This is a genomic window from Bradyrhizobium sp. HKCCYLS20291 (assembly GCF_051167715.1).
In the GTDB taxonomy this organism is placed as follows: Bacteria; Pseudomonadota; Alphaproteobacteria; order Rhizobiales; family Xanthobacteraceae; genus Bradyrhizobium.
Map to the genome: position 1 here is coordinate 25,673 of NZ_JBNPTO010000018.1, position 13,645 is coordinate 39,317.

Sequence of the window (13,645 nt, forward strand, 5' to 3'; positions counted from 1 at the left end):
GCACGACTGCCGTCATCCCGGGTTCAAGGCTACTGGCCTTGATCCCGGGATCGGCAGGTAGACGCGCTCACCGTGCCTGCTGTACGCTGCGGCGGAAGCGCTGGATCTGGCGAAGCACGCGAACCGACCAGCCGCTTGTGTTGCTGCGGAGCAGATCTTTCAGCACGTCACGGACACGCTGCTTGATCGGATCGACCAGAGCGGCCGCCTTGCTGCGCAGCGCCAGCACGTTGTCGTACAGCCAGGCGAACCAGCCCATCTGCAGCAGCTTGCCGCGCGTGATGTCGAAAATAAAAGCCGTGATACCGACGCCGACCATCTTGCCGAATACGATGACGACGAGCGCCAGCTTCCACTGATGGTGCATCAACAGCCACATGCCGAGCAGCTTGAGCGGAAACAGCAGCACGACGGGCACGACGAAGACGACCAGGGTCAGCGCCGGTGACAGCGTCTCGATGCGCGCGGCGAGCCAGTGCTTCAGGCTACGCAGCGGGATCGCGGCGACGACGCGCGCGACGATCGGCTCAAGATGGTCCCACAGCCAAGCCTCGATCAGGAAGATGATCGCAAGCAGGACCCAGAACGGCTGAAGCAGGCGGCGCAGCATTGGTCTCCATCTCCGCCAGGCCCCGGATATGAGGCCGCTATGACGTTAGGACCTCACACCTTGCCGTTTGGTTCAGCGTGAGCGGCGGGCCATTTTGTCGCGCCTGCCGATCACGCCCCCAGGCGTCGGTCACATGTGGATGGCGCGCTTGCCCACCGCAAGTGCCGCTTCCTTGACGGCCTCCGACCGCGTCGGATGGGCGTGGCAGGTGCGGGCGAGATCCTCCGCAGAGCCACCGAACTCCATCAATACGGCCGCTTCGTGGATCATCTCCCCGGCTTCGCGGCCGATAATGTGAGCGCCGAGCACGCGATCGGTTTTCGCATCTGCGAGGATCTTCACGAAACCGTCAGTCGTCTGGTTGACCTTGGAGCGGCCGTTGGCGGTAAAGGGGAACTTGCCGACGGTATAAGCGACGCCCGCCTGCTTGAGTTCGTCCTCCGTCTTGCCGACCGAGGCGACCTCCGGGGTGGTGTAGACGACGCCCGGAATGATGTCGTAGTTCACGTGGCCGGCCTGGCCGGCCAGAATTTCAGCGACAGCCACGCCTTCATCCTCGGCCTTGTGCGCGAGCATCGGACCCGCGACGACGTCGCCGATGGCGTAGACGCCGGGCACGCTGGTCGCGAAATGGTGATCGATCTGGACGCGGCCGCGGTTGTCCAGCACGACGCCGGCTTCCTGCAGGCCGAGACCGTCGGTGTAGGGCACGCGGCCGATCGCCACCAGCACGACGTCGGCTTCGATCTTCTCGGCAGCGCCGCCCGCTGCGGGCTCGATCGTGGCCGAGAGCGTCGCACCGGACGTGTCGACGCCAGTGACCTTGGCGCCGAGCTTGAACGCAAAACCCTGCTTCTCGAGGATGCGCTGGAACTGCTTGGCGATCTCGCCATCCATGCCCGGCAGGATGCGGTCGAGGAATTCGACCACGGTGACCTTGGCACCGAGGCGGCGCCACACCGAACCGAGCTCGAGCCCGATCACGCCGGCGCCGACCACGAGCAGGCTCGACGGCACCTTGTCCAGCGACAGCGCGCCGGTCGAGGAGACGATGCGCTTCTCATCAATCTCGATGCCCTTCAGCCGCGCGATGTCCGAGCCGGTGGCGATCACGATGTTCTTGGTCTCGACGGTCTGCGTGGCGCCGTCATTGCCGGTGACCTGAAGCTTGCCGGTGCCGAGGATCTTGCCTTTGCCCACGAGCACGTCGATCTTGTTCTTCTTCATCAGGAACTCGACGCCCTTGACGTTGCCGTCGATGCCCTGCTGCTTGAAGTTCATCATCGCAGGCAGATCGACTTCGGGTGCCGACACCTTGATGCCCATCTTGGCGAAGGAGTGTCCGGCCTCCTCGAACAGCTCGGACGCGTGCAGCAGCGCCTTCGAGGGCATGCAGCCGACGTTGAGACAGGTGCCGCCGAGGGTGGCGTTCTTCTCGACCACCGCCACCTTCATGCCGAGCTGTGCGGCGCGGATGGCGCAGACATAACCACCGGGACCGGTGCCGATGACGACGAGATCGTAGGATGCCATGATCGAATGTTCCGTAAAGCTAGCAAGTCTTGAGATAGTGACGGTCGTCAGCGTCCGCCCGACACGTCGAGAATGGCCGAAGTGACATAGGAGGCCTCGTCCGACAGCAGCCAGACGATGGCATTGGCGATTTCCTCCGCGGTGCCGACGCGCTTCATCGGCACATTGGGGGCGAGGCGGTGAGCGCGATCGGGCTCACCTCCCGAGGCGTGAATTTCAGTGTCGATCAGGCCGGGCCTGATCGCAGCGACGCGGATGCCCTCGCTCGCGACCTCATGGCCGAGACCGACGGTGAAGGAATCGATCGCGCCCTTCGACGCCGCGTAGTCGACATAGGTGTTGGGCGAGCCGAGCTTGGCTGCGACCGACGACAGGTTGATGATCACCCCGCCCTGGCCGCCGTGCCGCGTCGACATCCGCTTCACGGCCTCTCTTGCGCACAGGATGCTGCCGGTCACATTGACCGCCATCAAACGCTCGATCCGCTCCGCGCTCATCTCGTCGACGCGCGTGGTCGGGCCGACGATGCCGGCATTGTTGATCAGCGCACCCAGCGTGCCGAACTTGTCGGCCGCCTTGAACAGCGTGAGAATGTCGTGCTCGCTGCCGACATCGCATTTGACCGCGATCGCCTTGCCGTTCTTGGCCTCGATCGCCGCGACCGTGCTCTGCGCCGCCGCTTCGTTCGACGCGTAGCCGACCACGATCTTGAAGCCGCGTGATGCGGCGGCAATCGCGGTGGCGCGGCCGATGCCGCGGCTGCCGCCGGTGATCACTGCAACCCTGTCGGTCATGATGGCCCCCGTAGGTTTGAGGCGCGCTGTTTGGGCGCGCCTCATGTGGTCAAGTCGTCGCTAAGGCTCAAAGATCCAGCACCAGACGCGCCGGATCCTCCAGGCTCTCCTTGACGCGCACCAGGAAGGTCACCGCTTCCTTGCCGTCAATGACGCGGTGATCGTAGGACAGCGCCAGATACATCATCGGACGGATCTCGATCTTGCCGCCGATCACGATCGGACGCTCCTGGATCTTGTGCATGCCGAGGATGCCGGACTGCGGCGCGTTCAGGATCGGGGTCGACATCAGCGAGCCGTAGATTCCGCCATTGGTGATCGTGAAGGTGCCGCCCTGCATCTCATCGATCTTGAGCTGGCCGTCGCGGGCGCGGCGGCCGAAATCGGCGATGCCCTTCTCGATGTCGGCGATCGACTTGTGGTCGCAGTCGCGCACGACCGGCACGACCAGGCCCTTGTCGGTGCCGACGGCGACGCCGATGTGGTAGTAGTTCTTGTAGATCAGATCGCTGCCGTCGATCTCGGCGTTGACGGCCGGGATGTCCTTCAGCGCCTGCACCACCGCCTTGGTGAAGAAGCCCATGAAGCCGAGCTTGGAGCCGTGCTTCTTCTCGAACACGTCCTTGTACTGGCTGCGCAGCGCCATCACGTTGGTCATGTCGACCTCGTTGAAGGTCGTCAGCATGGCGGCGGTGTTCTGCACGTCCTTGAGGCGGCGCGCGATGGTCTGGCGCAGCCGGGTCATCTTGACGCGCTCTTCGCGCGCGGCATCGTCGGCCGGCGACGGCGCGCGGACCTGCACCGACGCAGCCGGCTGATTGACCGGAGTCGGCGCCGACGCCGCGCGCTCGATCGCGGCCAGCATGTCGCCCTTGGTGACGCGGCCATCCTTGCCGGAGCCCGGCACGGTGGTGGCGTCGACGCCGCTCTCGGCCGAGAGCTTGCGCACCGACGGCGCCTGCGGCGTGTCGGCGGGCAGCGCCTTGGCCGGCGCGGGAGCGGCGGCGACGGGCTTCGCCGGAGCGGGAGCCGTAGCAGCCGGCTTGGCGGCGACAGCACCATCGTTGATCTGGCCGAGCAGCGCGCCGACGGCGACGGTCTCGCCATCCTTGGCAATGATCTCGCCGAGCGTGCCGGCCGACGGCGCGGGCACCTCGATCGTGACCTTGTCGGTCTCGAGCTCGACGAGCGGCTCGTCGACCGCGACCGCGTCGCCGGCCTTCTTGAACCAGCGGCCGATGGTGGCTTCGGTGACGGATTCACCAAGCGTCGGAACGCGAATGTCAGTCATTGTCTTTATCCTCAATAACCCGTGCGGTCATAAAGCCCGTCCGCCATCGCCTTGCGGCGAGCAAGCGATGCGGCACGGATGATCAACGCGATGGACTTGTACTCGCGCCCCGCAGATCGCGGGGCGCACTTCAAAGGCAGGTCAGTTCAAGGCTTCGTCGAGCAGCGCCTTCAGCTGGGCGAGATGCTTGGACATCAGGCCCGTGGCGGTGGCAGCCGATGCGGCACGGCCGGCATAGCGCGGACGCTTGCTCTTGCCGCCGGTCTGGTTCAGCACCCACTCGATATAGGGCTCGATGAAATGCCAGGCGCCCATGTTGCGCGGCTCTTCCTGGCACCACACCACTTCGGCGTTCTTGAAGCGTCCGAGCTCGGCGACCAGCGCCTTGAGCGGCACCGGATAGAGCTGCTCGATGCGCATCAGATAGATGTCGTTCAGCCCGCGCTTCTCGCGCTCGTCGTAGAGGTCGTAATAGACCTTGCCCGAGCACAGCACGATGCGGCGGATCTGATCGTCCGGCACCAGCTTGGTCTTGTCGTCCGCCTGCATCTGGGCGTCATCGTACAGGATGCGGTGGAACGTCGTGCCCTTGGCCAATTCCTCGAGCCGCGACACCGCGCGCTTGTGGCGCAGCAGCGACTTCGGCGTCATCACGATCAGCGGCTTGCGGATCTCGCGATGCAGCTGACGGCGCATGACGTGGAAGTAGTTCGCCGGCGTGGTCGGGTAGACCACCTGCATGTTGTCCTCGGCGCAGAGCTGCAGATAGCGCTCGAGGCGCGCCGACGAATGCTCCGGACCCTGGCCCTCATAGCCATGCGGCAAGAGGCAGACGAGGCCGGACATGCGCAGCCATTTGCGCTCGCCGGACGAGATGAACTGGTCGAACAACACCTGCGCGCCGTTGGCGAAGTCGCCGAACTGCGCCTCCCACAAGGTCAGCGCGGTCGGCTCGGCCAGCGAGTAGCCGTACTCGAAGCCAAGCACGGCCTCTTCCGACAGCAGAGAGTTGATGACCTCGAAGTGGCCCTGCTGCGCGACCAGATGGTTGAACGGCGTGTAGCGGCTCTCGTCTTCCTGGTCGATCAGCACCGAGTGGCGCTGCGAGAACGTGCCGCGCTCGCAGTCCTGACCCGACAAGCGAACCTTGTGGCCTTCGAGCAGCAGCGAGCAGAACGCCAGCGCCTCGCCGGTCGCCCAGTCCAGGCCGATGCCGCTCTCGATCGCCTTGGCGCGGTTTTCGAGGAAGCGCTGGATCGTGCGGTGCGGCCGGAAGCCGTCCGGCACCTTGGTGATCTTGCGGCCGATCTCCTGCAGCCGATCGAGCTCGACGCCGGTCACGCCGCGGCGCGCCTCTTCCTCCTGGTCGGCGGACTTGAAGCCCGCCCACTTGCCGTCGAGCCAGTCGGCCTTGTTCGGACGATAGGACGTGCCGGCCTCGAATTCGGCATCGAGACGGGCGCGCCAATCGGCCTTGGCCTTGTCGACCTCGCCCTCGGTCATCACGCCCTCGGCGACCAGCCGCTTGGAGTAGATCTCCAGGGTCGACGGATGGGCGCCGATCTTCTTGTACATCACCGGCTGGGTGAAGGCCGGCTCGTCACCCTCGTTGTGGCCATGCCTGCGGTAACAGAACATGTCGATGACGACGGGCTTGTGGAATTTCTGCCGGAACTCGATCGCGACCTTGGCCGCGAACACCACCGCCTCCGGATCGTCGCCGTTCACATGGAAGATCGGCGCGTCGATCATCTTGGCGACGTCGGACGGATAGGGCGACGACCGCGAGTACCGCGGATAGGTCGTGAAGCCGATCTGGTTGTTGACGATGAAATGAATCGAGCCACCTGTCCGGTAGCCCTTCAGATCGGACAGCGCGAAGCACTCGGCCACGACGCCCTGGCCGGCAAACGCGGCGTCGCCATGCATCAGCAGCGGCAGCACCGAGATGCGCATATCAGGCGGATCGCCGTGCTGGTCCTGCTTGGCGCGGACCTTGCCGAGCACGACGGGATCGACGATCTCGAGATGCGACGGGTTCGCAGTCAGCGACAGATGGATGCGGTTGCCGTCGAACTCGCGATCCGAGGAGGCGCCGAGGTGATACTTGACGTCGCCGGAGCCTTCGACCGCGTCGGGATTGGCCGAGCCGCCCTTGAACTCGTGGAACAGCGCGCGATGCGGCTTGCCCATCACCTGGGTCAGCACGTTGAGGCGGCCGCGATGCGGCATGCCGAGCACGATCTCCTTCACGCCGAGATTGCCGCCGCGCTTGATGATCTGCTCCAGCGCCGGGATCAGCGACTCGCCGCCGTCGAGGCCGAAGCGCTTGGTGCCGGTGAACTTGACGTCGCAGAACTTCTCGAAGCCCTCAGACTCGATCAGCTTCTGCAGGATGGCGCGGCGACCCTCGCGGGTGAACGAGATCTCCTTGTCCGGACCCTCGATGCGCTCCTGGATCCAGGCCTTCTGCGCCGCGTTGGTAATGTGCATGAACTCGACGCCGAGCGTCTGGCAGTAGGTGCGCTCGCAGATCGCGACAATCTCGCGCAAGGAGCCGTATTCGAGGCCCAGCACGTGATCGAGGAAGATCTTGCGGTCGTAGTCGGCCTCGGTGAAGCCATAGGAACGCGGGTCGAGCTCCTCGCGGTTCTTCGGCGCCTCGATGCCGAGGGGATCGAGCTTGGCGTGAAAGTGGCCACGCATGCGGTAGGCGCGGATCAGCATCAACGCGCGGACAGAGTCGCGGGTGGCCTGGTTGACGTCGGCCGGCGACAATTCGACGCCCCTGGTCTGCGCCTTCTGCGAAATCTTCTCGCCGACCTTCTTCTCCACCACGGCCCAGTTGCCGTCGAGCGCGGACGTCAATTCGTCGCGGGGGGAGACCGGCCAGTTGTTGCGCGCCCAGGAGGGGCCCGAGGCGTTCTTCTGAACGTCGGCCGGCGCGTCCTTCAGGCTCTTGAAGAACTCCTGCCACTCCGGGTCGACCGAAGCGGGGTCCTTCTCGTAGCGCGCGTAGATCTCATCGATGTAGGTGGCATTGGTGCCCTGCAGAAAAGACGACAGGGCGAAGGCGGCGTTCGCATCTTGGCGAGACATGGTAGCGTCCTGGTAATTTCGATGCGCCCATCAAAACGGCGCAATGCCTGACCCCTGTGAAAAGGGGTCAGGCTCGGGTTAGGACGGTTTACCTTATTCTTTGTAAATATTCGCGCCGAAAAGCACTAAGTCCTGAATCAGGATTTCAACTTTTCGACAAGCGTCTTGCCAAGGCGCGCCGGCGAGGGAGACACTGTAATACCAGCCGCTTCCATCGCGGCCGTCTTCGAGCCAGCATCGCCCTTGCCGCCCGAGATGATCGCACCCGCGTGGCCCATGCGGCGGCCGGGAGGGGCGGTGACACCGGCGATGAATCCCACCATCGGTTTCTTGCGGCCGCGCTTGGCCTCGTCCTTGATGAACTGCGCCGCGTCCTCCTCGGCCGAACCGCCGATCTCGCCGATCATGATGATCGAGGTGGTCTTGGGGTCGGCCAGGAACATCTCGAGCATGTCAATGAACTCGGTGCCCTTGACCGGGTCGCCGCCGATGCCGACCGCCGTGGTCTGGCCGAGGCCTTCCGACGTGGTCTGGAACACGGCTTCATAGGTCAGTGTGCCGGAGCGCGACACGATGCCGACCGAGCCGGGCTTGAAGATGTTGGCCGGCATGATGCCGATCTTGCACTCGCCGGCGGTCATGACGCCCGGGCAGTTCGGCCCGATCAGGCGCGACTTGGAGCCCACAAGCGAGCGCTTGACGCGGACCATGTCCAGCACCGGGATACCCTCGGTGATGCAGACGATCAGCGGCACCTCGGCGTCGATGGCTTCGCAGATCGCGTCCGCAGCGCCCGGCGGCGGCACGTAGATCACCGAGGCGTCGGCGCCGGTGGCCTCGCGGGCCTCCTTGACGGTGTCGAAGACGGGCAGGCCGAGATGGGTCGAGCCGCCTTTGCCCGGCGAGGTGCCGCCGACCATCTTGGTGCCGTAGGCGATCGCCGCCTCGGAGTGGAAGGTGCCGTTCTTGCCGGTGAAACCCTGGCAGATGACCTTGGTGTTCTTGTCGATGAGGATGGACATCGTGCTTTCTCTAAAAGCGTTGCGGTGAGGTCGAAGCGAGCGCCCGAAGCGGCGCTCAGCCTCCCTTGACGGCCTTGACGATCTTCTGCGCGGCGTCGTCGAGATTGTCGGCGGGCAGCACGTTCAGACCGGACTCGCTGATGATCTTCTTGCCGAGATCGACATTGGTGCCTTCGAGGCGCACCACCAGCGGCACCTTCAGGCCGACTTCCTTGACCGCGGCCACGACGCCCTCGGCGATGACATCGCACTTCATGATGCCGCCGAAGATGTTGACCAGGATGCCCTTCACGTTCGGATCGGCGGTGATGATCTTGAAGGCAGCCGCGACCTTCTCCTTGCTGGCGCCGCCGCCGACGTCGAGGAAGTTGGCGGGCTCCATGCCGTACAGCTTGATGATGTCCATCGTCGCCATGGCGAGGCCGGCGCCATTGACCATGCAGCCGATGGTGCCGTCGAGCGTGACGTAGTTGAGGTCGTACTTCGAGGCCTCGATCTCCTTGGCGTCCTCCTCGGTCTCGTCGCGCAGCGCGACGACCTCGGGATGCTTGAACAGCGCGTTGGAGTCGAACGACACCTTGGCGTCGAGCACGCGGAGCTGGCCCTGCTTGGTGACGACCAGCGGGTTGATCTCCAGCATCGCCATGTCCTTGGCGACGAACGCGTTGTAGAGCTGGGTGGTGAGCTTCTCGGCCTGCTTGGCGAGGTCACCGGAGAGCTTCAGCGCCTTGGCGACGGCGCGGCCGTGATGGCCCATGACGCCGGTGGCCGGATCGACCGAGAAGGTGATGATCTTTTCAGGCGTGCTGTGGGCCACGTCCTCGATGTTGACGCCGCCTTCGGTCGAGACGACGAACGCGACCTTCGAGGTCTCGCGATCGACCAGCAGAGACAGATAGAATTCCTTGTCGATGTCGGAGCCGTCCTCGATGTAGAGGCGGTTGACCTGCTTGCCATCGGGGCCGGTCTGCACGGTCACCAGGGTCGCACCGAGCATCTGCTTGGCGAACGCGTTGACCTCGTCGATCGACTTGGCGAGGCGAACGCCGCCCTTGTCGCCGGCCGAGGCCTCCTTGAACTTGCCCTTGCCACGGCCACCGGCGTGGATCTGGCTCTTCACGACCCAGACCGGACCGCCGAGCGTCTTAGCCGCCGCATCCGCGTCCTCCGGACGGAGAACCGGCACGCCCTTGGAAATCGGCACGCCGAACTCGTGCAGCAGTGCCTTGGCCTGATATTCGTGAATGTTCATAAGCGCTTGCTCCCCAAACCCGCGAAGGGGTGACGTCTGGAATTGTTCTGTGGATGCTTGGTATACCATATACCAAGCATCCTGCAACTCGATCTCAGCGGGTCTTGCGGCCCGCCGCTACAATGGTCAGCGGCCGAGCAGGTCGGGCGCGATCTTCTTGCAGGCGTCGACCAGGCCCTGGACGGCTGCGACGGACTTGTCGAACGCCTCGCGATCCTTGCCGGCGAGCTCGATCTCGACGATGCGCTCGACACCCTTCGAGCCGATGACAACCGGCACGCCGACATACATGTCCTTGACGCCGAACTCGCCGTTGAGATGGGCGGCGCAGGGCAGCACGCGCTTCTTGTCGCGCAGATAGCTCTCGGCCATCGCGATCGCCGACGCCGCCGGTGCGTAGTAGGCCGAGCCGGTCTTGAGCAGGTTGACGATCTCGGCGCCGCCGTTGCGGGTGCGGTCGACGATCTCGTCGATGCGTGCCTGCGAGGTCCAGCCCATCTTGACGAGATCCGGCAGCGGAATGCCGGCAACGGTGGAGTACTTGGTCAGCGGCACCATGGTGTCGCCATGGCCGCCGAGCACGAAGGCGGTGACGTCCTCGACCGAGACGTTGAACTCATCGGCCAGGAAGTAGCGGAAGCGGGCGGAATCGAGCACGCCGGCCATGCCGACGACCTTCTTCGCCGGAAGGTTGGAGGCCTTCTGCAGCGCCCAGACCATCGCATCGAGCGGGTTGGTGATGCAGATGACGAACGCGTCGGGGGCATACTTCTTGATGCCGGCGCCGACCTGCTCCATGACCTTGAGATTGATCGACAAGAGATCGTCGCGGCTCATGCCCGGCTTGCGCGGCACGCCGGCGGTCACAATGCACACCTTGGCGTTGTCGAGCGCCTCGTAGGAGTTGGCGCCGGAGTAGTGCGCGTCGAAGCCGTCAACCGGCGAGGACTGGGCGATGTCGAGCGCCTTGCCCTGCGGGACGCCTTCGGCAATGTCGAACATCACGACGTCGCCGAGCTCCTTGAGGCCGACGAGGTGAGCCAGCGTTCCGCCGATCTGACCGGAGCCAATCAAAGCAATCTTGTCGCGCGCCATGGCAAATTTTCCTTTGAACCCGAAGGAGTGAGGGAGGTTGAAAAGTCGACTGGGTGGTTATCCCTTTCGCCCCGGCCGTTCAAGTCACGCTATGGCCAATTGACGGGCGTGCCTTGATTTCGATCAGGACCGGGCGACGGGCGCTGATGATCCTTTCAGCATGATTGACGTGGCCTTTTCGCGGCCATCTGCCCGGCGGCGGGTGCTGCCGGTTGGATCCTTGTTTGTCAGGTTTCGACCAGACCCGTAGAAGTCCCGGATGCGGCGGAGTCCTTCCGTCCGTGAGGCAGCGCCAGATACGACTCCGAGCCCATCTCGATCAGGCGCGACGATGTGCGCTTGAACTCCATGGCTTCGATGCCCTCGGTCGCGACGTAGAGCGAGATCGGGTCGGCTTCGGCAGAGGCGATCAGCTTCACGGCATTGTCGTAGAGCGTGTCGATCAAGGTGATGAAGCGCTTGGCGGCGTTGCGCTCGGCCAGATCCATCACCGGAATGTCGTCGATCAGGATGGTGTGGTAGTCGTGCGCGAGCCGCAGATAGTCCGAGGCTGCGAGCGGCTTCTCGCACAGGTCGGCAAAACCGAAGCGAGCCACGCCGTTGGCCGAGCATGGCACGTGCAGGATACGCCCCTTGATGGTCATGTCCCGCGACTTGCACTTGGCGTGGCCGGTGAGCCGCGCCCATGCGTTGTCGAGCGCCGTACGGGCATCGACACCGGGCGGCACCAGCCACATCTTCACGCCCGCCAGCTTCTCCAGCCGGAAATCGGTGCGCGCATCGAGCCGCACGACGTCCATGTGATCGGCAATCTGCTTGATGAAGGGCAGGAACAGCGCGCGGTTGAGGCCGCCTTTGTAGAGATCTTCCGGAGCGACGTTCGAGGTCGCCACGACGACGGTGCCGAGCTCGAACAGCTTGGCGAACAGACGCCCCAGGATCATGGCGTCGGCGATGTCGGTGACGTGGAATTCGTCGAAGCACAGCAGCCAGGCCTGATCGAAGATCGCCTGCGCCGTCAGTCCTATGACGTCGCCGTCGGCAAGCTCGCCACGCGCGATGTTCTGGCGATAGCCGTAGATGCGCTCGTGCACCTCGGCCATGAACTCGTGAAAATGCGCGCGGCGCTTGTGCTCGACCGGACAGTTCTGGAAGAACAGGTCCATCAGCATGGTCTTGCCGCGCCCGACTTCGCCATGGACATAGAGGCCATTCGGCGGCTCGCTCTTGTCGGCAAAAAGGCGGCCGAACAAACCTTGCTTGCGCGTCGGCTTGTAGGTCGAAAGGCGGCGCTCCAGCGCGGCCAGTGCGTCGGCGACCTCGGCCTGGGCCGGGTCGGCCTCGATCGCACCGGTGTCGACCAGCGACTGGTATTGCGCGCGGAACGCGTCTGAGGGAGTGGACAGCATGAGCCCACTCTAGGTCATGAGACTAACGGAAAATGCAATCCGCAAATGGTGGAAGCCGCCATGCAGCCGGGCTGTAGGATCGTGGTATATGGCACGCAAACGCCGTTGCTCGCGTTAGTCGCGGGCTAACGACGTTGCACGGCCTCAGCCCGCGCACAGATCGTAGGCGTCCTCCACGACGTACGGCCCGCCGCCCGTAGACGCACGGGACGAGAACAGCACGAAGCGCTCGGCGACGAATACCCGGCTCGGGAAGTAGCCGCGGACCGACAGATAGTCGGCCACATCCTGGCTCGACGCGTCGTGCAACCGCGCCAGCGTGACGTGCGGCACGAATTTGCGTCCCTCCGGATCGAGGCCGATCCGCTGCATCATCCGCTCCAGCTCGGCCTGAAGCTCGATCAGTGGCCGGCTCGGCGCGATGTTGGCAATGACCGCGCGCGGCTTGCGGCCGCCGAAAGTGGACAGGCCCTGCACCGTCACCTCGAACGGCTTGCGGTTGACCCGCCAGAGCATCGCGGCGATCTCGTTCGCCGACGCGCCGTCGATGTCGCCGATGAAGCGCAGGGTGACGTGGTAATTTTCAGGATCGATCCAGCGGGCGCCGGGAAGGCCACCCCGCAAATTGGAGAGCGTCTGGCCGACCTCGGCCGGGATCTCCAGTCCAGTAAACAGACGCGGCATCGTTTCAGGACTCCCGATGCTGGAGGCTGATCTCGAAAGGTGACGAGATCATGCCTTGACGAATGATCGACGACGAATCGCCAATGCAACATTCCTACCGAACTTATATGACTCCGCGACGGAAGCAGCGTTAACGCGGTGAAAACCTGCGGAAAACCCGGTCTTTAAGGTTATCGCAAATGTCCGGCCGACGGCTTCGTTCCGTCATTGCCCACGAAGCGGACGCAGGAATGCTTCGACAGTGGGCAGCATCCGGGAGACGATGATGTCAACGCCGGCAGCCGTGGGATGAATGCCGTCCGCCTGGTTGAGCTTGGCGTCCGCGGCGACGCCGTCGAGGAAGAACGGATACAGCGGCACGTCGAACTGCTTGGCGAGGTCGGGGTAGATCACGTTGAACTTGGCGGCGTAGTCGCTGCCGTAATTCGGCGGCGCCAGCATTCCGCACAGCATGACCGCAATGCCGCGCGCCTTCAGCCGGGTCACGATCTCCGTCAGGGCCTTGCGGGTGACGGCGGGATCGATGCCGCGCAACGCGTCGTTGGCGCCGAGCTCGACGATCACAGCCTCGGTGCCCTCGGCCACCGACCAGTCGAGCCGGTCGCGACCGCCAGAGGAGGTGTCGCCGGACACCCCGGCATTGGTGAGGTCGATCGGCAGCCCTTTGGACTGCAATGCCTTTTGCAGCTTGGAAGGGAAAGAATCCGACGCCGACAGGCCAAGCCCCGCGCTCAAGGAATCGCCGAGCACGACGAGCTTGATCGGCTTGGCGGGATCAGCCCCAGCCAATGCCGGGCCGACTGTCATCAAGCCGAGCATCAACACGAGTATGTGCACGAAGAAATGTCCGCGCCTC

At 64.4% G+C, this 13,645-nt stretch carries 11 protein-coding genes; all 11 read right to left on the bottom strand.

Going from position 1 to position 13,645, the window contains the following annotated elements:
• Positions 1 to 67: 67 nt before the first annotated feature.
• The 11 genes from ACQR07_RS29950 to ACQR07_RS30000 all read right to left on the bottom strand — a co-directional run bounded on the left by ACQR07_RS29950 (position 68) and on the right by ACQR07_RS30000 (position 13,626).
• Complete coding sequence (locus ACQR07_RS29950; protein WP_434905681.1) at positions 68 to 610, bottom strand: hypothetical protein; 543 nt, start codon at positions 608 to 610, stop codon at positions 68 to 70.
• A 129-nt stretch (positions 611 to 739) separates the two neighbouring features.
• Positions 740 to 2,143, bottom strand: coding sequence for a dihydrolipoyl dehydrogenase (gene lpdA, locus ACQR07_RS29955; RefSeq protein WP_434905682.1), 1,404 nt, complete (start codon positions 2,141 to 2,143; stop codon positions 740 to 742).
• A gap of 47 nt (positions 2,144 to 2,190) precedes the next feature.
• Positions 2,191 to 2,937 carry an SDR family oxidoreductase gene (locus ACQR07_RS29960; RefSeq protein WP_434905683.1) on the bottom strand — a complete coding sequence of 249 codons (747 nt, stop codon included), beginning with the start codon at positions 2,935 to 2,937 and terminating at the stop codon, positions 2,191 to 2,193.
• A gap of 67 nt (positions 2,938 to 3,004) precedes the next feature.
• A complete protein-coding gene (odhB, locus tag ACQR07_RS29965; RefSeq protein WP_434905684.1) occupies positions 3,005 to 4,228 on the bottom strand; it encodes a 2-oxoglutarate dehydrogenase complex dihydrolipoyllysine-residue succinyltransferase in 1,224 nt (407 codons plus the stop codon).
• Positions 4,229 to 4,369: 141 nt separating this feature from the next.
• Positions 4,370 to 7,327 (bottom strand): 2-oxoglutarate dehydrogenase E1 component, encoded by a 2,958-nt coding sequence (locus ACQR07_RS29970; protein WP_434905685.1) that lies wholly within the window; start codon positions 7,325 to 7,327, stop codon positions 4,370 to 4,372.
• 137 nt (positions 7,328 to 7,464) lie between these two features.
• Positions 7,465 to 8,349 carry a succinate--CoA ligase subunit alpha gene (sucD, locus tag ACQR07_RS29975; RefSeq protein ID WP_172112915.1) on the bottom strand — a complete coding sequence of 295 codons (885 nt, stop codon included), beginning with the start codon at positions 8,347 to 8,349 and terminating at the stop codon, positions 7,465 to 7,467.
• A 55-nt stretch (positions 8,350 to 8,404) separates the two neighbouring features.
• Positions 8,405 to 9,601, bottom strand: a complete 1,197-nt coding sequence (gene sucC, locus ACQR07_RS29980) for an ADP-forming succinate--CoA ligase subunit beta (protein ID WP_434866440.1) — start codon at positions 9,599 to 9,601, stop codon at positions 8,405 to 8,407.
• A 126-nt stretch (positions 9,602 to 9,727) separates the two neighbouring features.
• Positions 9,728 to 10,696, bottom strand: a complete 969-nt coding sequence (gene mdh, locus ACQR07_RS29985) for a malate dehydrogenase (protein ID WP_434866441.1) — start codon at positions 10,694 to 10,696, stop codon at positions 9,728 to 9,730.
• 227 nt (positions 10,697 to 10,923) lie between these two features.
• Positions 10,924 to 12,105, bottom strand: a complete 1,182-nt coding sequence (gene zapE / locus ACQR07_RS29990) for a cell division protein ZapE (RefSeq protein WP_434905686.1) — start codon at positions 12,103 to 12,105, stop codon at positions 10,924 to 10,926.
• A gap of 144 nt (positions 12,106 to 12,249) precedes the next feature.
• Positions 12,250 to 12,789 (bottom strand): RNA 2',3'-cyclic phosphodiesterase, encoded by a 540-nt coding sequence (gene thpR / locus ACQR07_RS29995; RefSeq protein WP_434866443.1) that lies wholly within the window; start codon positions 12,787 to 12,789, stop codon positions 12,250 to 12,252.
• Positions 12,790 to 12,993: 204 nt separating this feature from the next.
• Positions 12,994 to 13,626, bottom strand: coding sequence for an arylesterase (locus ACQR07_RS30000; RefSeq protein WP_434905786.1), 633 nt, complete (start codon positions 13,624 to 13,626; stop codon positions 12,994 to 12,996).
• Positions 13,627 to 13,645: the final 19 nt, after the last annotated feature.

What these genes read in the sequence shown, in the direction of transcription:
- ACQR07_RS29950 (WP_434905681.1), bottom strand. Translation starts at nt 610, where the DNA reads ATGCTGCGCCGCCTGCTTCAGCCGTTCTGGGTCCTGCTTGCGATCATC.
- lpdA (WP_434905682.1), bottom strand. Translation starts at nt 2,143, where the DNA reads ATGGCATCCTACGATCTCGTCGTCATCGGCACCGGTCCCGGTGGTTAT.
- ACQR07_RS29960 (WP_434905683.1), bottom strand. Translation starts at nt 2,937, where the DNA reads ATGACCGACAGGGTTGCAGTGATCACCGGCGGCAGCCGCGGCATCGGC.
- odhB (WP_434905684.1), bottom strand. Translation starts at nt 4,228, where the DNA reads ATGACTGACATTCGCGTTCCGACGCTTGGTGAATCCGTCACCGAAGCC.
- ACQR07_RS29970 (WP_434905685.1), bottom strand. Translation starts at nt 7,327, where the DNA reads ATGTCTCGCCAAGATGCGAACGCCGCCTTCGCCCTGTCGTCTTTTCTG.
- sucD (WP_172112915.1), bottom strand. Translation starts at nt 8,349, where the DNA reads ATGTCCATCCTCATCGACAAGAACACCAAGGTCATCTGCCAGGGTTTC.
- sucC (WP_434866440.1), bottom strand. Translation starts at nt 9,601, where the DNA reads ATGAACATTCACGAATATCAGGCCAAGGCACTGCTGCACGAGTTCGGC.
- mdh (WP_434866441.1), bottom strand. Translation starts at nt 10,696, where the DNA reads ATGGCGCGCGACAAGATTGCTTTGATTGGCTCCGGTCAGATCGGCGGA.
- zapE (WP_434905686.1), bottom strand. Translation starts at nt 12,105, where the DNA reads ATGCTGTCCACTCCCTCAGACGCGTTCCGCGCGCAATACCAGTCGCTG.
- thpR (WP_434866443.1), bottom strand. Translation starts at nt 12,789, where the DNA reads ATGCCGCGTCTGTTTACTGGACTGGAGATCCCGGCCGAGGTCGGCCAG.